Below are 18,882 nucleotides of genomic sequence, written 5' to 3'. Positions count from 1 at the left end.
GTCGATGTGAGCACCACCGTCGACACCGGCCTGTTCTGAGTCCAACCACACAACGCCAGTCCAACCACACAACGCCAGCCCAACCACGCAACGCCACTGGCGGGGATCAATCCACGATCCCCGCCAGTCGGCACGTCTACCGCGCTTCAGCGGCCGGGTAGGGCGTGTTCGATGATGGGGCGGCGCCGATGTGGTTCGCGCTCACGGCGTTTGGCGGCCAAGTACACCTGAGCGGTTTCCTCCGCGATCGCGTGCCATTCGAACTCGGAGGTGAGCCGCTCGCGGGCGGCGATCGCCCGTTGTTGGGCGGCATGCGGATCGTCGAGAACCGAGCGGACGGCCGCCGCCAGGCGCGCGGTATCACGCGGCGGGAAGGACATTCCGGTTTCGCCGTCGATGACCGCTTCGCCCAACCCCCCGACGTTCGAGGTCACCAAGGGTATTCCGGTCGCCGCAGCCTCCAGGGCGACGATGCCGAACGGCTCGTAATGGCTTGGCAACACGGCGGCGTCGGCGGTGTGCAACAGGTCCACCAACGCCTCGTGGTCGAGGTGTCCGACGAAGGCGGTCGCCTTGAGTACCTTGTGCTTTCGCGCCTGATCGACGAGCCAGTCCAGTTGGGTGCCCTCGCCGGCGACTGTCAGCGTGGTACCGGGGTGGGTGCGCCTGATTCGGGGCAGCGCGGCGATCGCGTCATGGATGCCCTTCTCATACTCGAGCCGCCCCAGGTACAGCAGTTGCGCCGGGCCGGTACGTACCTTGCGTCGAGCGAACGGCCAACGGCCGCAGTCGATACCATTACGAATGACGTACGATTCGGCGAGTCCCGGTCCGAAGAGCTCCGAGACCTCATCGCGCATCGATGCCGAGCAGGTGATCAGCGAGTCGGATTCGCGCACCAACCACGATTCCACCGCGTGAACCTGCCGGCTGATGCGACCCGACACCCATCCGGAATGTCTACCGGCTTCGGTGGCGTGGATCGTGGATACCAATGGCACATCGAAGTATTCGGCCAGAGCGACCGCGGGGTGCGCGACCAGCCAGTCGTGTGCGTGCACGACGTCGGGGCGCCAGGGACGGCCGCGTCGCGACTTGAGCGTCAAACCGGTGCGCACCATCGCGTGGCCCATCGCCAACGTCCAGGCCATCATGTCGCTACCGAAGTCGAATTCGTGCGGATCGTGCGCCGCGGCGACCACGCGCACGCCTTCGGCGATCTCGTCGGTGGTCGGATGCGTGCTCGGGTCGGTGTTCGATGGTCGCCGGCTCAGCACGACGATCTCGTGGCCCGCTTCGGCGAGCGCGGTTGCGAGGTGATGCACGTGCCGGCCGAGTCCGCCGACGACCACCGGCGGGTACTCCCACGACACCATGAGGATTTTCACGGTCGCTCACCTCGGGGCGAGCGACCGCAGAATGGTGTGCTTTCGCGGCGTGTCGGTGTGCAAACACGGTCGCTCGCAGCTGACACAGAACGGCTCGGGGTCATCGCGGTAACCGCCGTGCGTCCAGCGCGCCGAACAGGCCGTCGGCGCGGTTCCAGCCCGCGGCGAGACGCTGTGCGTGCTCGTGGCGACCGGATGCCGTGGCGTCGGCGATCTCGCGGGTGGCGTGGGCGTGCAGATGCGCACGGTAGCGGGCATAGTCCGCCGCCGAATCCTTGCTGACCATGAACGGCCAATCGCTCGAGACGGTCAGCAGCGTCTCGCGCAGGATCTGGTCGGCGACGAAGTTGCGTGCCGGCGGAGCATCAGTCTCGCCGAGCGCCTTGTCGACGGTCGTCAGCGCGGTGTCGACGACCTCGGTGTTCAGCTGCACCAGGTCGGCGACCTGCTCACCGGCCCACACCTGCCAGTCCTTACCGGAACCCCAAGAGCTGGGCGGCAATTCGACGGGAGAGCCGACAAAGCCGTCAGCCTTGGCGTCGCTCAGCGTGCCGACGCGCACACCGGCCTCCGGCAGCGCGCGCAGCACCCGTTCGAGCCACACCGGGCCCTCGTACCACCAATGGCCGAACAACTCGGTGTCGAAGGCGGCGATGACGTGTGCGGGGCGCCCGATGCGTTCATTCTCGTTGCACAGTCGCTGCCGGACCACCGCGACGAAATCGGCGACGTGCGAATCGATCGCGCGGTCGGCGCGCACGGGGTCGTACGGCGCCTTGGCCTCGGACGGCACGTTTCGACCCGTGACCCTGGCAGGCTTGAGTCCGGTCGTGTGGTCGTAGGTGTGGAAGTCGCGGTAGGCGGCGTGACCGGGGTAGCCCGATTTAGGCGACCACACCCGATAGCTGACGTGAAGGTCCCTGCCGAATGCCACCACGTCCGAGGATGCGACCGGACGGCCCAGTGCGGTGTCGCCGTGCAGGGACGGCCCGTCGACCATGAAGTGGCCGACACCCGCTGCGGCGTAGTCGATTTCCATGCCGGGCGCATAAGCGCATTCCGGGGCCCAGATACCGACGGGCGCATGCGCGAACCGCAAGCGGGCATCGGCGAGCCCCTCGCGCAACGCGAATTCCCGCAGCCTCGGGTTGAGCAGCGGCTGGAACGGGTGCGCGAGCGGGCCGCCGAGCAGTTCGATGGTCTCGGCGTCGATCACCTCGCGCAGCAACGGGCTGCCGCCATGCGCCCACAGCGTGGCGAAGTCCTCGATGGCCTGCTCGGCCTCGGCGTGCTCGCGAACACCGAACTGCCGCAACGGATCCCCAAGAGTTGTTGCTTCGAATGCGCGCAGCTGCCAGTTCGCCAGCCAGTGGTGCATGCCCGTCAGGCAGTACGGGTCGTCGAGTTGTGCGGTGACAACCGGCGTCATGCCCAGCGTCAGCTGGTGGCGACGGCCTTCGGCGGCCAGCGTGCGCAGCACCCGCATGAGCGGCAGATAGCACGCCGACCACGACTGATAGAGCCATTCCTCGCCGACGGGCCAGCGGCCGTGATGGGCCAGCCAGGGCAGGTGGGTGTGAAGAACGAGGGTGAAGAGGCCCGGTACGGGGTCGGCGGGCTCCGGGGAAGTCACGGCCGCACCGCGATCGCGACCAGATCGAGGCTGTCGTCGATGTTTCGCTCGCACGCGTCGACCAGATCGAAGTCGTCGCAGCGCACGGACGCCACGTCGGCGAGCAGGTCCTCGGGCCACGGGGCGTCGGCCAGCGCCCGCGCGACCTGGGCATCGATGATCGACCCGCCGTGCCGAGCGTCGAGTTCGGCGAGCCGGGGCCCGTGAAAGACCCCGTACAGGCATTTCACCGCGAAACCTTCCGTGGCGAGCAGTTCAGTCAGCTCGGCGGCGTTGAGTTCGCGGGTGTGGAACGGGTTGATCGGCGTGTCTCGGCCGGGGGAGAACGTGACCCGGTTCGGCGTCGACATCAGCAGACACCCACCCGGCCGCAGCACCCGCCGGCATTCGCGCACGAATTGCCCCTGATCCCAGAGGTGTTCGATGACTTGAAAGTTGACGACCACATCGACCGAGCTGTCCGCGAGCGGCAACTCGGCCAGGTTGCCGTGGCGCATGTCCACCCGCGGATACCGCGCACGGACGTGGGCGACCGCTGATTCGTCGTAGTCCAGGCCGACCACGCGGCGGGCGACGTCGGCGATCAGGTTGGCCCCATAACCTTCGCCGCAGCCCGCCTCGAGCACGTCGCGATCCGCGCAGCGGTCGGCCATCTGCTCGTAGACGACCTCGTGGCGGCGGAACCAGTAGTTCTCCTCCGCGAGTCCCGGAACCGTGCGTTCCCCGGTCAGGGGGAGGTCCGGTCCATCAGTAACAAAAGCGCTCATTGGAAGGCAGGCTAACGTGAAACGGCGCACAGACGAATGGTTCACCCCCTACGTGCTGCTAGAACACGAACTTCGACCCGCTACAGTGTTCCTGCGAACCGCCATAAGTTACCCGCGAGTAACATGGTGGTTGTTGCTCAAAGCGTGTTATTGCGGGCCGACCATCGGTCCCTTCGAGGAGGACGAACCAGACTCATGACGAACATCGTGGTCCTGATCAAACAGGTCCCTGACACCTGGTCGGAGCGCAAGCTGACCGACGGCGACTTCACTCTCGACCGCGAGGTCGCCGACGCGGTGCTCGACGAGATCAACGAGCGTGCCGTCGAAGAAGCGCTGCTCATCAAGGAGAGGGAAGGCGGCGACAGCACTGTGACCGTGCTGACGGCCGGTCCCGAGCGCGCGACCGAGGCCATCCGCAAGGCGCTGTCGATGGGTGCCGACAAGGCCGTGCACCTCGTCGACGAGGGCATGCACGGCTCGGACATGGTCCAGACCGGTTGGGCCCTGGCGCGTGCACTGGGCACCATCGAGGGCACCGAGCTGGTCATCGCCGGGAACGAGGCCACCGACGGCACCGGCGGCGCGGTCCCCGCGATCATCGCCGAGTACCTGGGCCTGCCGCAGCTGACGCATCTGCGCAAGGTGACCGTCGAGGACGGCAAGGTCAGCGGCGAGCGGGAGACCGACGACGGCGTGTTCTTCGTCGAGGCGGCGCTGCCCGCCGTGGTCAGCGTCAACGAGAAGATCAACGAGCCCCGCTTCCCGTCCTTCAAGGGCATCATGGCCGCCAAGAAGAAGGAAGTCACCAAGCTAACGCTCGCCGAGATCGGTGTCGAGGCCGATGAGGTCGGTCTTGGAAACGCCGGCTCCAAGGTGCTGTCGTCGACGCCGAAGCCGCCCAAGACCGCCGGCGAGAAGGTCACCGACGAAGGCGACGGCGGAACCAAGATCGCCGAGTACCTGGTCGCTCAAAAGATCATCTAGGTCCCAAGACCGATACTGCGAAGAACATAGAGACGAGAGAAGAACTCATGGCTGAAGTACTCGTGCTCGTTGAGCACGCCGAAGGTGCACTGAAGAAGGTCACCTCGGAGTTGATCACCGCGGCTCGCAAGCTTGGCGAGCCCTCGGCCGTCGTCGTCGGCGCGCCGGGAACCGCAGAACCGCTCACCGACGGCCTGAAGGCCGCCGGCGCGGCCAAGATCTACGTCGCCGAGTCCGACGACGCGGAGAACTACCTGATCACCCCGCAGGTCGACGTGCTGGCATCGCTGGTGGAGTCGGCTTCGCCCGCCGGTGTTCTGCTGTCGGCCAACGCCGACGGCAAGGAGATCGCCGGCCGGTTGGCGGCCCGCACCGGCTCCGGTGTACTCACCGACGTCGTCGACGTCCAGGAGGGTGGCAAGGCCGTGCACTCGATCTTCGGTGGTGCGTTCACCGTCGAGGCCGAGTCCACCGGTGAGGTTCCGGTCATCACGCTGCGCGCCGGAGCCATCGACGCCGAACCCGCCGACGGTGCGGGCGAGGTCGTCACCGTCGAGGTGCCCGCTCAGGCCGAGAACGCGACGAAGATCACCAAGCGCGAGCCCGCCGTCGCCGGCGACCGCCCGGAGCTGACCGAGGCAACGGTTGTCGTCTCGGGTGGCCGCGGTGTGGGTAGCGCCGAGAACTTCAGCGTGGTCGAGGAACTGGCTGACTCGCTCGGTGGCGCCGTCGGCGCGTCCCGTGCCGCCGTCGACTCCGGCTACTACCCGGGCCAGTTCCAGGTGGGCCAGACCGGTAAGACCGTGTCACCGCAGCTCTACATCGCCCTGGGCATCTCCGGCGCGATCCAGCACCGCGCAGGTATGCAGACGTCCAAGACGATCATCGCGGTGAACAAGGACGAAGAGGCGCCGATCTTCGAGATCGCCGACCTCGGCATCGTCGGCGACCTGTTCAAGGTCACGCCGCAGCTGACCGAGGCGGTCAAGGCTCGCAAAGGCTGAGTCATCTCGCGAAGGCCCCCGGACACCGCGTCCGGGGGCCTCTTGCGTGCCCTGAGGGCTCGCCGATGTACAGATTCCGGGCGCACGGGCGTACATGGTTGAGCGCTCGGCTAGGCGGGGCAATTCGTCACCTCGCGCTCATCGACACGTCATGCGTCTGATGCCGCCCGGAGAGGCGGCTGGGCGACCGTGCAGCCATGAGCACTGCTTCTGTACTCATCGCCCCCGAGGAGATCGACCGCGACCGGACCGGTTCTGCAGGGCCCGCCCCGCGCTACACCCTGCTGCTCACGACGGATGCCACGCTCATCGAGGCGGCGCAGCGGCTGCGCCACGAGGTGTTCACCGCTGAGCCCGGATTCGCGCTGGCCGGTTCGGCCGGCGGTCTGGACGCCGACCGCTTCGACGAGCACTGCGACCACCTGCTGGTACGCGAGGATGTCACCGGCGAACTCGTCGGCTGCTATCGGATGCTGCCGCCCGCGGGTGCCGTTGCCGCCGGAAGCCTCTACAGCGCAACCGAATTCGATGTACGCGCACTCGATCCGCTGCGGCCGGGACTGGTGGAAATGGGCCGGGCTGTGGTGCGGGCCGATCACCGTAACGGAGCCGTCGTACTGCTGATGTGGGCCGGGATTCTGGCCTACCTCGATCGCTGCGGGTACGACTACGTCACCGGCTGCGTGTCGGTGCCCGTCCACGGACCCGACGGTTACCCGCCGGGCGCACAGATTCGTGGAGTCCGCGATTTCGTCCGTCGTCGCCACGCCGCGCCGGCGCTCTACACCGTGCACCCGTACCGGCCGGTGACCGTCGACGGCAAGGTGCTCGACGACATCGACCCGCCGGAGCGGCTCGCCGTGCCTCCGCTGATGCGTGGCTATCTGCGGCTCGGCGCCCAAGTGTGCGGTGAGCCGGCGCACGACCCCGACTTCGGTGTGGGCGACTTTCCGGCGTTGCTCGACAAACGCCGGGCCGATACGCGCTACCTGCGCAGGCTGAGATCCGTGGAGGCGGCCGCCGCGGTGACTGGTGGGATGGCCTCGTGAGCACCCCGGGCACCTGGGTGCCGCGCGCCTCCTGCGATGCGAGCTGCGTGGGCGCAGGCGCCGGACTTTCCGGGCGCCGGGTGGTCATCGCCTGCCGTGTCGCCGTACGCGTCACCGCGGCCGTGCTGCTTCTGCTGCTGGCGCCCATGCTGGCGGTCCCCGCTCCCGGCCGCTCCCATCTCCAGCGCGGCTACTGTCGGCTGCTGCTGTACTGCCTGGGCGTGCGGATCAGACTGTCGGGGGGCCCGATCCGCAACCTGAGCGGCGTTCTGGTGGTCAGCGGCCACATTTCCTGGGTTGACGTCTTCGTGATCGGCTCGGTGCTGCCAGGCCGGTTCGTCGCCAAATCCGAACTCGTCGGCTGGCCCGGCCTCGGCTTACTGGCCCGACTGCTGAAGGTGATCCCGATCGAGCGGTCGAACCTGCGGCGCCTGCCCGACGTGGTCGGCGCCGTGACCCGAAACCTGCGTGCCGGCCATACCGTGGTCGCCTTTCCGGAAGGCACCACCTACTGCGGACTGGCGTACGGCCGATTCCGCCCCGCCATGTTCCAGGCCGCCATCGACGCAGGCAGGCCGGTGCAGCCGCTGCGGCTGGCCTACCACCACCCCGACGGCGCCGCCTCCACGGTGCCCGCCTATGTGGGCGACGACACACTGGCGGCCTCGGTCCGGCGACTGGTCAGGACGAAGCGCACGGTCGCACGGGTGCACGTGGGGTCGCTGCAGCTACCGGGAACCGACCGCCGCGACCTGGCGTACCGCTGCGAGACGGCGGCGCGGGGCGATACGACCAGTCACCCCTCGGGTGATGCGCTCGTGGCCTGAGCGAAGCCGGGGAGCCCCGGCTCGGCGGCTATTCTGGACTGGTTATGACCTCGGATCAGCCGGTCTACCTCGATCACGCCGCCACCACCCCGATGCACCCCGCTGCCATCGAGGCGATGACGGCCGCGATGGCGACGGTCGGCAACGCCTCGTCGTTGCACGGCACGGGCCGCACGGCGCGGCGACGGATGGAGGAGTCACGCGAGACGCTGGCCACTCTGCTGGGCGCCCGCCCGTCGGAGGTGATCTTCACCGCGGGCGGCACCGAGAGCGACAACCTCGCGGTCAAGGGCATCTTCTGGGCCCGTCGCGACGCCGATCCCCGCCGTACGCGGATCGTGACCACCCCCGTCGAGCACCACGCGGTGCTCGATTCGGTCGAGTGGTGCGTCGAGCATGAGGGCGCCGAGGTGACCTGGCTGCCCGTCGAGAGGGACGGTTCGGTCACACCGGCAGCGCTGCGACAGGCGTTGCAGGACCACGACGACGTCGCTCTGGTGTCGGTGATGTGGGCCAACAACGAGGTCGGGACGATCATGCCGATCGCCGAGCTCGCCGCCGTGGCAGCGGAATTCGACGTGCCGATGCACAGTGATGCCGTTCAGGCCGTCGGCCACATCCCGGTCGACTTCGCCGCGAGTGGGCTCTCGGCGATGAGCATCGCCGCCCACAAGTTCGGTGGCCCCACCGGAATCGGTGCTCTGCTGCTGCGCCGCGACGCGGCCTGCGTCCCGCTGTTGCACGGCGGAGGCCAAGAGCGCGACGTCCGCTCCGGCACACCGTATGTGGCGGGTGCCGTGGCGATGGCCGCGGCGGCGCGGGTCGCGGTCGAAGGGCTCGACGCGAACGGCGCGCGGGTGTCGGCGCTTCGTGACCGACTGATCGAGGGCGTGTTGGCCGCCATCGACGACGTCGAGGTGAACGGCGCGACGGGGGCCGCGAGGTTGCCCGGTAACTGCCACTTCACTTTCCGCGGCTGCGAGGGTGACTCGTTGCTGATGTTGTTGGACGCCAAGGGGATCGAGTGCTCGACGGGTTCGGCCTGCACGGCCGGCGTCGCGCAGCCCTCGCATGTGCTGATCGCGATGGGCGCCGATCCGGCGAGTGCGCGGGGTTCGCTGCGGCTTTCGTTGGGGCACACCAGCAGTGAGGCGGACGTCGATGCCGCGCTCGCGGTGCTGCCCGCCGCGGTCGAACGCGCTCGGCAGGCGGCGCTGGCAAGTTCGGGAGTGATCGAGTAGTGCGGGTACTCGTGGCCATGAGCGGCGGTGTGGACTCCTCGGTCGCGGCCGCCAGGATGGTCGACGCAGGCCACGACGTCGTCGGTGTCCACCTGGCGCTGTCGCCGGCCCCGGGCACACTGCGTACCGGTTCGCGTGGCTGCTGTTCGAAAGAGGACGCCGGTGACGCGCGCCGGGTCGCCGACATTCTGGACATCCCGTTCTACGTCTGGGATTTCGCCGACCGGTTCAAAGAGGATGTCATCGACGACTTCGTGTCCTCATACGCCCGCGGGGAGACCCCGAACCCGTGCGTGCGGTGCAACGAGCGAATCAAGTTCTCCGCGTTGGCGGCCCGCGCGCTGGCGCTGGGTTTCGACGCCGTGGCCACCGGACACTATGCCCGGCTGTCGGATGGTCGACTGCGACGTGCGGTCGATGCCGCAAAAGACCAGTCGTATGTGCTCGCGGTGCTGACCGCCGAGCAGTTGCGCCACGCAGTGTTCCCGGTCGGCGACACCCCGAAGCCGCAGATTCGTGAGGAGGCAGCGCATCGCGGGCTGGCGGTCGCCGAAAAGCCGGACAGCCACGACATCTGCTTCATCCCGTCCGGTGACACCCGCGCATTCCTCGGGGCCAAGATCGGCGTGCGCCGCGGTTCGGTCGTCGACGCCGCAGGCACGGTCCTGGCCGAGCACGACGGCGTGCACGGGTTCACGGTGGGACAGCGCAAGGGTCTGGGCATCGCTGGACCCGGGGGGGACGGACAGCCGCGCTATGTGACGGGGATCGACCCGCAGACCGCGACCGTGCGGGTCGGTGGCGCCGAGGACCTCGACGTGTGGACCTTGACCGGTGAGCGGCCGGTCTTCACCTCCGGTGTCGCCCCTTCGGGCCCGATCGAATGCCAGGTGCAGGTACGCGCGCACGGTGGTTTCGGAGACGGCGTGGCCGAACTGCGCGACGGCCGGATCGTCGTCGAGCTGCGCGCGCCCCTGCGTGGGGTGGCCCCCGGGCAGACGATGGTGCTGTACCGCCCCGACCCGGCCGGCGACGAGGTGCTGGGCAGCGCGACGATCACCCGGTAGCTATCCGGGAACGTTGGCCATGATGTTGGACATGACGATCTCGGGCACCGACTCGGGGAACCGGCACGCGGTCACTTCCACCAGCACGACCGACTTCACGCGGTAGTCGCGACCGCAGTCACCCGATGGCCGGGTCTGCAGAGTGTCGGTGCCCACCCTCCACTCGCCGACGAACATCGGCCCCAAAGGCGTTGTGCCACAACCGTCGACGAGGGTGACAAGCGAGTCGAACGCCCGCCGAGCGGCCGCGGCGTCGCGATAGGCCGCCGCGCCCTCGGAGATCAATCCACCCTCGGGTGGGTGCTGGAACGTGGTCTTGTGGAACTCCTCGACGTCGGGCCCGAAGACCTGCGTCTCGGCGAAGATCCATTGGCACTGCAGGGGAGTGGTCTCGGCGAGCGGCTCGATGTCGACCGGGATCTTGCCGTCCATGGTCGGGATGATCGTGAGATCCTCGCCGGCGCCGGTGATTGCGCGCATCTGCGACTGGTCGAGCATGATGGTCTCCACATCGACCGGCGACAGCGATCCGTCGTCGATGCCGGGCGTCGCCCGCAGCGCATGCCCGTCGATGACCTGAGTGCATCCCGACGCGATCGCGACCGCCACGCACCACGGCGCGAGCGACCGAAGCGCTGCGGGCATGGCCTGTCCTTCCCCAACCCTTTTAATTTGAGACTAGCCCGATCGAATACTGTCAAACGAGTGAGTGCTTTCGCCGCAGCCACCGGCATCGGATCATGGCCCGGAACGTCGGCGCGCGAGGCCGCCGAGGTCGTCGTCGGCGAACTGCACACCTTGCCGCATCTGGCGGAGCTTCCTGGCCGCGGCGTGGGCGCCGACATGACCGGCCGGGCGGCGGCGATTCTGGTCGACATCGGGATGGACACCGTGCCCCGCGGATACCGGATCGCGGCGGGCCGCACAGCGGTGCTGAAGCGGGCCAAAAGCCTGCTCGACGAGGACCTCGATTCGCTCGAAGAGGCTTGGGAGAAGGCAGGTTTGCGTGGCGGTGGCCGCACCGTCAAGGTTCAGTCGCCGGGACCGGTCACGTTGGCGGCGCAGCTCGAGCTCGCCAACGGCCATCGCGCGCTGACCGATCGAGGCGCGGTGCGTGACCTCACCGCTTCGCTGGCCGAAGGTGTCGCAGCGCACCGCGCGGATGTCGGTCGACGTCTGGACGCCGCGGTCGTCGTCCAATTCGACGAACCACTGTTGTCCGCCGCGCTCGAAGGCCGGCTGACCGGGGTGACCAGCCTGACGCCGGTGCACGCCGTCGACGAGGCGGTGGCCATCGGCTTGCTCGACGAATGCGTCGCCGCAGTGGGCGTCCCAGTGGGCGTGCACAGCTGCGCATCGTGTGTGCCCTGGAATGTGTTGCAGCGCAGTCGGATCGATGCGGTTTCCATCGATGTGTCCACACTGGCGGCCGATGATCTCGACGGTGTGGGGGAGTTCGTCGACTCCGGTCGCACAGTGGTGTTCGGCGTGGTGCCCTCGACAGCACCGGAAAGCCGTCCTTCGGCCGAAGAGATCGCCAAGGCCGCGGTGTCGCTGACCGACCGACTCGGCTTCGCCCGATCCGTGCTCAGGGAGCGGACCGGCATCTCGCCCGCGTGCGGTCTGGCGGGTGCCACCACCGAGTGGGCGCGCACCGCGATTGGATTGGCGCAGAAGGTCGCGGACGCCTTCGCCGAGGATCCCGACGCGGTCTAGGTTTGCGGCGAATTCGCGCCGGGTTCGCCGCCAGCCGAAAACCGCGACCCCTCAGGAGAATTGGGCGCAGCCGACAGAAAAAGCAACCGAAAGGTTGCGTTAGCCGGTCGTCCTCGCTACATTTAGGCGCAACCAGGAGGTTGCATATGAGTTCGGATCGGATCGAGAAGGAAGTGGTGCTGAGGGCGCCGCTGGAACGCGTGTGGCGGGCGATCAGCGACGCCGACGAGTTCGGACAGTGGTTCGGGGTGCGGTTCGACGGGCCGTTTGTCGCCGGTACCTCGATCACCGGTGTCATGACGCCGACGGCGGTCGACGCCGACGTGGCCAAGCAACAGGAACCGTATGCCGGCACGGCGGATGCGTGGCATATCGAGGCGGTCGAACCGCAACGACGGCTGGCGTTCCGCTGGCGTCCCTACGGAGTCGAAGAAGGTGTCGATGCCGCCGACGAACCGACCACCTTGGTCGAGTTCACGCTCGAAGAGGTCGCCGAGGGTGTGCTGCTGCGCATCGTCGAGTCTGGGTTCGACGCGCTTCCCCCACAACGTCGGACATCGGCGTTCGAGGGCAACGAACAGGGTTGGGCCACGCAGACCGAACTGGTGCGCAAGTACCTCGCGGTGAGCGAGGCGGTGTGAGCACATCGACGGCCGAAGCGCCGGTGTCGTCGTTGTTCAACGCCCTGGGTGATCCGAACCGCCTGAGCATCGTCACCAGACTGTGCGACGGCGGGCCATGCTCCACCAGCGAAGTCGCCGAGGTGATACCGGTCAGCCGGCAGGCAACGACCAAACATCTGCTGCTGTTGGAGTCAGCGGGCCTGGTGAGCAGCCAGCGCAGCGGCCGTGAACGCATCTGGCGGATGCGGCCCGCGCCCCTCGCCGACGCCAGCGAGTACCTGGCGAAGCTTTCGCAGCGGTGGGACCGCGCCCTCGACCGGCTGCGGGCACACGTCGAGGATCAGTGAGAACGCGCTTCGCTGAACAATTTGCGGGCGTTCCTGCCGGACAGCTCGTTCTGAGGGCGTCCGCGTGCGAGAATCCTTCGCAGGCGGCGTCGACCGCCTTTGCCGAGAAGGGAACGGTGTCCGGATGAACCCGCGCCTCACCGCAGGTGCCGGCGTGGTGTCCGTATTTCTCCTGGTGAGCGGATCAGGTGCGGCAGTCGCATATGCCCATCCCGGTGATTCGCGCGGCTCGGACCGGGGACACAGCGCCGATCGTGGCGGCAACCACGGAGGCGGATCCGGCAACGGAAAGCACGACAACGACCGTCGCGGCAGCAAGCGCCCCACCGACAGCAAACGGGGCGGGGGCGCCAACGGGCCAGGCGCGGCCCCGTCGTCGCGGGTTGGATCGGGCCGCGAAGACGTCCCGAAGCCGTCGCCGGCGACCCGCTCGGCGGCTGTCGATCCGGAATCGGCCGGCCGCACCGCGTCGCCCGGGCCATCGGCCAACCGTGCGGCGACACCCGACGCATCGGCCAACCGTGCGGTCGTCGGCGCCGCGGCACCTCCCGTCGAAGCACCCGTGAACACCACCGTGCCGGGCGGCCCGGTTGCCTCCGGCGGATCCGGTGCTGCGAGCTCGCCGGCCCCCGCATTCGAGCCGCCCCACACGACGTTCGGCAACGGGCGCGCGCCGCAGAGCCACGGCCTTCCACCCGAAACCCATTGGCAGCCAACTGCACCTGCGCCAGCAGGGCCGGTGCCCGCGCCATCGGTCCTCCCGCCGCCACTCTCGCCGGCCCCGCCGGCACCAGCCCCGTTGGACCGGGTGGGCACTCCGCCAACTGTGGTGGGCCAGTTCGTCGTCGCGCCCGGCGCAGGAACGAGCGACCCGTTGTGGGGTCTGGCCGGGCTGCTGCTCATCCCGGTGGCGGGCGCCGCGCTGGGGTACCGGCAGGCGCGGGCGGCGCAGGCCGCCGAACGGATCGGCCGGTCCTGATCAGCCGCGCAAATCCTTGCGCAAGATCTTGCCGGACGCCGACTTCGGCACCGCATCGATGAACGCCACCTGGCGGACCTTCTTGTAGGGAGCCACCTCGCCCGCGACGAACTCGATCACCTGCTCCTCGGTCAACTCGGCGTCGGATCGCTTGACCACGAATGCCTTCGGCACCTCTTCGCCCTCGGCGTCGGCGACTCCGACCACCGCTGCGTCGGCGATGTCGGGGTGGGTCAGCAGCACGGCCTCCAGTTCGGCGGGCGGCACCTGATAGCCCTTGTACTTGATCAGCTCCTTGAGCCGGTCGACGATGTAGACGCAGCCATTGGCGTCGACCTGCGCGAGGTCACCGGTGTGCAACCAGCCCTGGTCGTCGATGGTCTCCCTGGTGGCCTTCTCGTTGCCGAGGTACCCCGCCATCACGTTGGGGCCCTTGAACAGCAATTCGCCGGTTTCGCTGAGACCCTCTGCCGGCGGGTCGATCTCGTCACCGGTCTCGGGGTCGACGATCTTGGACGCGGCGTTCGACACCGTCCAGCCGACCGAGCTGAGCGGGGCCTCCATGTTCATCTCGTGTCGGCCGCCGTCGAAGGGCGTGATGTGACTGACCGGGCTGAGCTCGCTCATGCCGTAACCCTGAAGGACTCGGCAGCCCAGTCGTTCGGCGACGGCGTGGCCGAGGTCGGCGTCCAAGGGCGCGGCGCCCGACATCACGACATTCAACGAGGACAGGTCGTACTCGTCGACCAGCGGATGTTTGGCCAGCGCGACGGCGACGGGCGGCGCGATGAACGCGATGGTGCAGGCGTAATTCGCGATGTTGCCCAGGAAGTCGCCGAGATCGAAGTTCGGCATGATGACCAACCGGGCCCGGGCGTGCAGTGCCGCGTTGAGCAGCACGGTCATCCCGTAGATGTGGAAGAACGGCAGAACGGCCAGCACCGTGTCGTCGGCGACCATGCCGTGCAGGGGGCGGATCTGGGCGACGTTGGCCACCAGGTTGCGGTGGGTGAGCATGACGCCCTTCGGATTTCCGGTCGTCCCGGAACTGTAGGGCAGCACCGCCAAGTGCGACGAGGGCGCGAAGCTTACCTCCGGTGCCGGATGGCCCGGGCCCATGAGGTCGTCGGCATTGGGATGCCCGTCGACGGCCAGACCCGGTCCGTCGAGCACGACGAGCCCGTCGCCAGCAATGCCGACCGCCGCGGCCGCTTTCTCGGCCTGTGCCAGCAGCGGCGACACCGTCACGAGCATCTTGGCTTTCGAGTCGGTCAACTGCTTGGCGATGTCCTTGGCGGTGAACAGCGCGTTGATGGTCGTGGCCGTCGCGCCCGCGCGCAGGATTCCGTGAAACGCGACCGCGAACCCCGAGCTGTTCGGCGAGAGCAGGCCGACCACATCGCCGACGCCGATCCCGCGCCCGGCGAGCGCGCCCGCGAACGCGTCGACGCGCGCGATCGTCTCGCGGTAGGTGGTCTGCCGTCCCGATTTTGCGTCGACGAGCGCGACGCGGTCGAGATCGGCTTCGGAGATGTCACCGAACAGGTAGTCGTAGACGCTGGTGGACGGGATGTCGACCTCGGGGAAGGGGCTCGCGAAACTCATGGGGTCTCCTCGAATCCTGGCCTGCTGAATAACTGTTCAGACTTCGTCGAGCTGCTTGAGGAGTTTTCTGGGCGCGGTCAACCGATACGACGCATCGATGAGTTCGCGCACCTCGTCCCAGTCGATGGTTCCGGCCGACAGGTCAAGCCCCAGCCACCCCGACGGTCCGAGGTAGGCGGGAGTAAAGAACCGGGCGTCCTGCCGCAGGGCCTGCCGTTCACTGTCGTCGACCTTGACAAGGATCGACTTCGGGAACTGGATGTAGTCGCCCTTGGTCGGCGGTTTGACGCTGCCGCTGTACATCGCGAACATCTTGGCGGCGAAGAACCCGGGCCGTCCGTGCGAGACCTTCTCGTAAGCCTCGGGGAACCCCAACGCCACCGTCCGTACCCGGGCCAGCACCGGGTCGTCGTCGCGGAACATGATCGGGTGCGGCATGGGGTCAGGGTAACGGTGCGGTGCTGTCGGGCCGCTCGGTTAGCCTGCGAAGGTGACCTCCAAGGGTGCGGAAGACGCGCTGGCCGCGCAGGCTGACGACGCCCCCGACGCCGACGTGCGTCGCCGCTGGCAAGAGCTCGCCGATGAGGTGCGTGAGCATCAGTTCCGCTATTACGTGCGTGACTCGCCGATCATCACCGACGCCGAATTCGACACGCTGCTTCGCGAACTAGAAGCGCTCGAAGACGACCACCCGGAACTGCGGACCCCGGATTCGCCGACGCAGCTGGTCGGCGGGGCGGGCTTCGCCACCGACTTCACCCCCGCCGAGCACCTCGAGCGGATGTTGAGCCTGGACAACGCGTTCACCCCGGATGAGCTCGCCGCGTGGGCGGGGCGGCTCAAGGGCGAGATCGGACCAAACGTGCTGCAGGAGGCGCAATTCCTGTGCGAACTCAAGATCGACGGGGTGGCGCTTTCACTGGTGTACCGCGACGGCCGGTTGGAGCGCGCGGCCACCCGCGGTGACGGCCGCACCGGTGAGGACGTCACGTTGAACGCCCGCACCATCGGTGATGTGCCCCAAAAGCTCACCGACAGCAAGGAATTCCCGCTGCCCAAGGTTCTCGAGGTACGCGGCGAGGTGTTCTTCCGGGTCGCCGACTTCGAGGAACTCAACGCCGGGCTGGTCGCCGACGGCAAGCCGCCGTTTGCCAATCCACGCAACAGCGCCGCGGGTTCGCTGCGGCAGAAGAACCCCGCCGTGACCGCGCGTCGCAAGCTGCGGATGATCTGCCACGGCATAGGGCGGGCCGAGGGGTTTCGGCCCAAGACACTGCACGACGCCTATCGCGCGCTGGCGGCCTGGGGACTGCCGGTCTCCGAGCACACCGCCCAGGTGACGGGAATCGACGCGGTCACCGAACGCATCGCCTACTGGGGCGAGCACCGCCACGACGTCGACCACGAAATCGACGGCGTGGTGGTAAAAGTCGACGATGTCGCGTTGCAGCGCAGGCTCGGCTCCACCTCGCGGGCCCCGCGCTGGGCCATCGCCTACAAGTTCCCGCCCGAGGAGGCGCAGACCAAGCTGCTCGACATCAGGGTGAACGTCGGGCGCACCGGCCGGGTCACGCCATTCGCGTGGATGGAACCGGTCAAGGTGGCCGGCTCGACGGTCAGCCAGGCCACACTGCACAACGCCTCGGAGGTCAAGCGCAAGGGCGTGCTCATCGGCGACACGGTCGTCATCCGCAAGGCGGGCGACGTGATCCCCGAGGTGCTCGGTCCGGTCGTCGATCTGCGCGACGGCTCCGAACGCGAGTTCGTGATGCCCACCCACTGTCCCGAGTGCGGAACCAAGCTTGCGCCTGCGAAGGAGGGCGACGCCGACATCCGCTGCCCCAACACCCGGTCGTGTCCGGCGCAGTTGCGCGAGCGCGTGTTTCACGTCGCCGGCCGCGGTGCGTTCGACATCGAGGGACTGGGCTACGAGGCGGGTACGGCTCTGCTGCAGGCCGGCGTCATCACCGACGAGGGCGACCTGTTCACGCTGACCGAAAACGACCTGCTGCGCACCGACCTGTTCACCACCAAGAACGGACAGCTCTCGGCGAACGGGAAACGTCTGCTGGCCAACCTGGACAAGGCGAAATCCCAACCGCTGTGGCGGGTGCTGGTCGCGTTGTCGATCCGGCATGTCGGGCCGACGGCGGCGCGCGCGCTGGCCACCGAGTACGGCAGCCTCGATGCGGTCATGGCGGCGTCGGAAGAAGAGCTGTCGGTCGTCGAGGGTGTGGGCCCGACGATCGCCGCCGCGGTGACCGAGTGGTTCACCGTCGACTGGCACCGCGCGATCGTCGACAAGTGGCGTGCCGCGGGCGTGCGGATGGCCGACGAACGCGACGCCAGCATCGAACGGACCTTGGAGGGGTTGTCGATCGTCGTCACCGGGTCGCTGACCGGCTACTCGCGCGACGAGGCCAAGGAGGCGATAGTCGCGCGTGGCGGCAAGGCGGCCGGCTCCGTGTCGAAGAAGACGGCATACGTGGTCGCAGGCGATTCGCCGGGCTCGAAGTACGACAAGGCAGTCGAACTGGGGGTGCCGATTCTCGACGAGGACGGGTTCGCCCGGTTGCTGCAGAACGGGCCCGAGGGAGTCTGAGTCGCTGTTCTCTGACTGCTGCCGCGTTTGTTCGCCCCGCTCACCGGGCACTCGACTGGGCGAATCGACAAGGAGTTGTGATGGCGATCTGCGATACCTGTGGCAACGACTACGACAAGGCGTTCACCGTGACGTGGCCCGACGGCCGCAGCGCGACGTTCGACAGCGTCGAGTGCGCGGCGGGCCAGCTGGCCCCGGAGTGCGCGCACTGCGGGTGCCGAATCCTCGGGCACGGCATCGAGACCGAAGAGGCGATCTTCTGTTGCGCGCACTGTGCTCGCAAGGACACCAACGCCGACGTCAACGACCGCTGGCCGGTACCCGCCGGCGGCTGACGAGACCCGTTCCGGCGCAACGGCTCTGCGACCGTCAGCGCAGAATCGTCGCGACGATCCCCGCCAGGTATCCCAGCCTGGCGACCTCGGACGGCCGAAACTGTGGCCCGCCGGGGCGGCCCAGCACCACCGCGGTGCGGGGGTCACCGAGCGGGGCGGCGGCCAGCGTGGTCGCCATGTCGCGCCACACCTGCGGCACCCACGCGGCGTCGCCGTCGAGCGCCTCGGCGTGGTCGAGCGGCAGCCACGGCGCCTCTTCCACCTGGGTCTCGGGCGCCCCGGAGCTGCCGACCAGACGTTCCGGCCCGTTCTCGGTCAACCGCACCACTGAGGTCCAGCCCACGCGCAACACCCGAGGCGCTTCGTCGGCGAGGACCTGCAGCTTGTTGTTGCGGGGCGCAGCCGCGATGTGGTCGATGAGTTCGAGTTCGCGGTGCGCCTCGAGCAGCCCGGTGTGCGGACGGATGGAGTCGACGTAGACGCCCTTGATCTGCTCGGCGGCGGTGATCAGCATGTCGGGCATCGCGCCCCCGGGCAGTTCGACGACCAGATCGTCGACGGCGTAACCGGCCGACCGTTCCACCACGTCGAGCGACAGGATGTCGGCGCCCACCGACCCCAGCGCCACGGCCAGGGAGCCGAGGCTGCCCGGTCGGTCCTCTAGCTGGACCCGCAGCAGGTACGTAGGCACGCGCAACACTGTTGCACAGAG

Annotated in this window: 19 protein-coding genes; 12 read left to right on the top strand and 7 right to left on the bottom strand. The window is 68.3% G+C overall.

The genetic code is table 11. From position 1 onward, the window contains the following. Nucleotides 1–146: 146 nt before the first annotated feature. The 3 genes from AU198_RS24615 to AU198_RS24605 all read right to left on the bottom strand — a co-directional run bounded on the left by AU198_RS24615 (nucleotide 147) and on the right by AU198_RS24605 (nucleotide 3,788). Nucleotides 147–1,388: a glycosyltransferase family 4 protein gene (locus AU198_RS24615; protein WP_082691189.1), complete on the bottom strand. Its 1,242-nt coding sequence runs from the start codon at nucleotides 1,386–1,388 to the stop codon at nucleotides 147–149. 100 nt (nucleotides 1,389–1,488) lie between these two features. Then, complete coding sequence (locus AU198_RS24610; protein WP_064351186.1) at nucleotides 1,489–3,021, bottom strand: 1,4-alpha-glucan branching protein domain-containing protein; 1,533 nt, start codon at nucleotides 3,019–3,021, stop codon at nucleotides 1,489–1,491. After that, nucleotides 3,018–3,788 carry a class I SAM-dependent methyltransferase gene (locus tag AU198_RS24605; protein ID WP_064351185.1) on the bottom strand — a complete coding sequence of 257 codons (771 nt, stop codon included), beginning with the start codon at nucleotides 3,786–3,788 and terminating at the stop codon, nucleotides 3,018–3,020. The genes AU198_RS24610 and AU198_RS24605 overlap by 4 nt, the downstream gene beginning before the upstream one ends. Nucleotides 3,789–3,983: 195 nt before the next feature. On the opposite strand from AU198_RS24605, the gene AU198_RS24600 reads away from it, so the two are divergent. The 6 genes from AU198_RS24600 (at nucleotide 3,984) to mnmA (ending at nucleotide 9,963) form a co-directional block, all read left to right on the top strand. Next, nucleotides 3,984–4,775, top strand: coding sequence for an electron transfer flavoprotein subunit beta/FixA family protein (locus AU198_RS24600; protein ID WP_064351184.1), 792 nt, complete (start codon nucleotides 3,984–3,986; stop codon nucleotides 4,773–4,775). A 47-nt stretch (nucleotides 4,776–4,822) separates the two neighbouring features. Beyond that, a complete protein-coding gene (locus AU198_RS24595; protein ID WP_064351183.1) occupies nucleotides 4,823–5,779 on the top strand; it encodes an electron transfer flavoprotein subunit alpha/FixB family protein in 957 nt (318 codons plus the stop codon). A gap of 197 nt (nucleotides 5,780–5,976) precedes the next feature. Continuing rightward, a complete protein-coding gene (locus tag AU198_RS24590; protein WP_064351182.1) occupies nucleotides 5,977–6,828 on the top strand; it encodes a GNAT family N-acetyltransferase in 852 nt (283 codons plus the stop codon). Continuing rightward, complete coding sequence (locus AU198_RS24585) at nucleotides 6,825–7,655, top strand: lysophospholipid acyltransferase family protein (RefSeq protein WP_064351181.1); 831 nt, start codon at nucleotides 6,825–6,827, stop codon at nucleotides 7,653–7,655. Before AU198_RS24590 ends, AU198_RS24585 begins: the two co-directional genes overlap by 4 nt. Before the next feature lie 44 nt (nucleotides 7,656–7,699). Then, nucleotides 7,700–8,896 carry a cysteine desulfurase family protein gene (locus AU198_RS24580; RefSeq protein ID WP_064351180.1) on the top strand — a complete coding sequence of 399 codons (1,197 nt, stop codon included), beginning with the start codon at nucleotides 7,700–7,702 and terminating at the stop codon, nucleotides 8,894–8,896. Beyond that, complete coding sequence (gene mnmA / locus AU198_RS24575; RefSeq protein ID WP_064351179.1) at nucleotides 8,896–9,963, top strand: tRNA 2-thiouridine(34) synthase MnmA; 1,068 nt, start codon at nucleotides 8,896–8,898, stop codon at nucleotides 9,961–9,963. Before AU198_RS24580 ends, mnmA begins: the two co-directional genes overlap by 1 nt. On the opposite strand, the gene AU198_RS24570 is transcribed toward mnmA, so the two are convergent. Further along, nucleotides 9,964–10,608 carry a sensor domain-containing protein gene (locus AU198_RS24570; protein WP_064351178.1) on the bottom strand — a complete coding sequence of 215 codons (645 nt, stop codon included), beginning with the start codon at nucleotides 10,606–10,608 and terminating at the stop codon, nucleotides 9,964–9,966. Between the two features lie 60 nt (nucleotides 10,609–10,668). Here AU198_RS24570 and AU198_RS24565 point away from each other — a divergent pair, with 60 nt between their 5' ends. From AU198_RS24565 to AU198_RS24550, 4 genes are all read left to right on the top strand, one after another. Next, nucleotides 10,669–11,679: a uroporphyrinogen decarboxylase/cobalamine-independent methonine synthase family protein gene (locus tag AU198_RS24565; RefSeq protein ID WP_064351177.1), complete on the top strand. Its 1,011-nt coding sequence runs from the start codon at nucleotides 10,669–10,671 to the stop codon at nucleotides 11,677–11,679. 146 nt (nucleotides 11,680–11,825) lie between these two features. Further along, the gene (locus tag AU198_RS24560; RefSeq protein ID WP_064351176.1) at nucleotides 11,826–12,320 is read left to right on the top strand and encodes an SRPBCC family protein; all 495 of its coding nucleotides are present in this window, start codon (nucleotides 11,826–11,828) and stop codon (nucleotides 12,318–12,320) included. Further along, nucleotides 12,317–12,649 carry an ArsR/SmtB family transcription factor gene (locus tag AU198_RS24555; protein ID WP_064351175.1) on the top strand — a complete coding sequence of 111 codons (333 nt, stop codon included), beginning with the start codon at nucleotides 12,317–12,319 and terminating at the stop codon, nucleotides 12,647–12,649. Before AU198_RS24560 ends, AU198_RS24555 begins: the two co-directional genes overlap by 4 nt. Nucleotides 12,650–12,773: 124 nt before the next feature. Beyond that, a complete protein-coding gene (locus AU198_RS24550; RefSeq protein WP_064351174.1) occupies nucleotides 12,774–13,628 on the top strand; it encodes a hypothetical protein in 855 nt (284 codons plus the stop codon). On the opposite strand, the gene AU198_RS24545 is transcribed toward AU198_RS24550, so the two are convergent. Together AU198_RS24545 and AU198_RS24540 are read right to left on the bottom strand one after the other, a co-directional pair. Further along, the gene (locus AU198_RS24545) at nucleotides 13,629–15,233 is read right to left on the bottom strand and encodes a 4-coumarate--CoA ligase family protein (RefSeq protein WP_064351173.1); all 1,605 of its coding nucleotides are present in this window, start codon (nucleotides 15,231–15,233) and stop codon (nucleotides 13,629–13,631) included. Nucleotides 15,234–15,269: 36 nt separating this feature from the next. Further along, the gene (locus AU198_RS24540) at nucleotides 15,270–15,671 is read right to left on the bottom strand and encodes an MmcQ/YjbR family DNA-binding protein (protein ID WP_064351172.1); all 402 of its coding nucleotides are present in this window, start codon (nucleotides 15,669–15,671) and stop codon (nucleotides 15,270–15,272) included. Nucleotides 15,672–15,750: 79 nt separating this feature from the next. Between AU198_RS24540 and ligA the strand changes: the two genes are divergently transcribed. Together ligA and AU198_RS24530 are read left to right on the top strand one after the other, a co-directional pair. Next, complete coding sequence (gene ligA, locus AU198_RS24535) at nucleotides 15,751–17,835, top strand: NAD-dependent DNA ligase LigA (protein ID WP_156431742.1); 2,085 nt, start codon at nucleotides 15,751–15,753, stop codon at nucleotides 17,833–17,835. 80 nt (nucleotides 17,836–17,915) lie between these two features. Next, nucleotides 17,916–18,170 carry a metallothionein gene (locus tag AU198_RS24530; RefSeq protein WP_064351170.1) on the top strand — a complete coding sequence of 85 codons (255 nt, stop codon included), beginning with the start codon at nucleotides 17,916–17,918 and terminating at the stop codon, nucleotides 18,168–18,170. 34 nt (nucleotides 18,171–18,204) lie between these two features. On the opposite strand, the gene AU198_RS24525 is transcribed toward AU198_RS24530, so the two are convergent. Then, nucleotides 18,205–18,861: an ACT domain-containing protein gene (locus AU198_RS24525; protein ID WP_064351219.1), complete on the bottom strand. Its 657-nt coding sequence runs from the start codon at nucleotides 18,859–18,861 to the stop codon at nucleotides 18,205–18,207. Nucleotides 18,862–18,882: the final 21 nt, after the last annotated feature.

Source organism: Mycobacterium sp. GA-1199, from assembly GCF_001500045.1.
Lineage (GTDB): Bacteria > Actinomycetota > Actinomycetes > Mycobacteriales > Mycobacteriaceae > Mycobacterium.
This window is presented reverse-complemented; position numbering and strand designations above follow the sequence as displayed.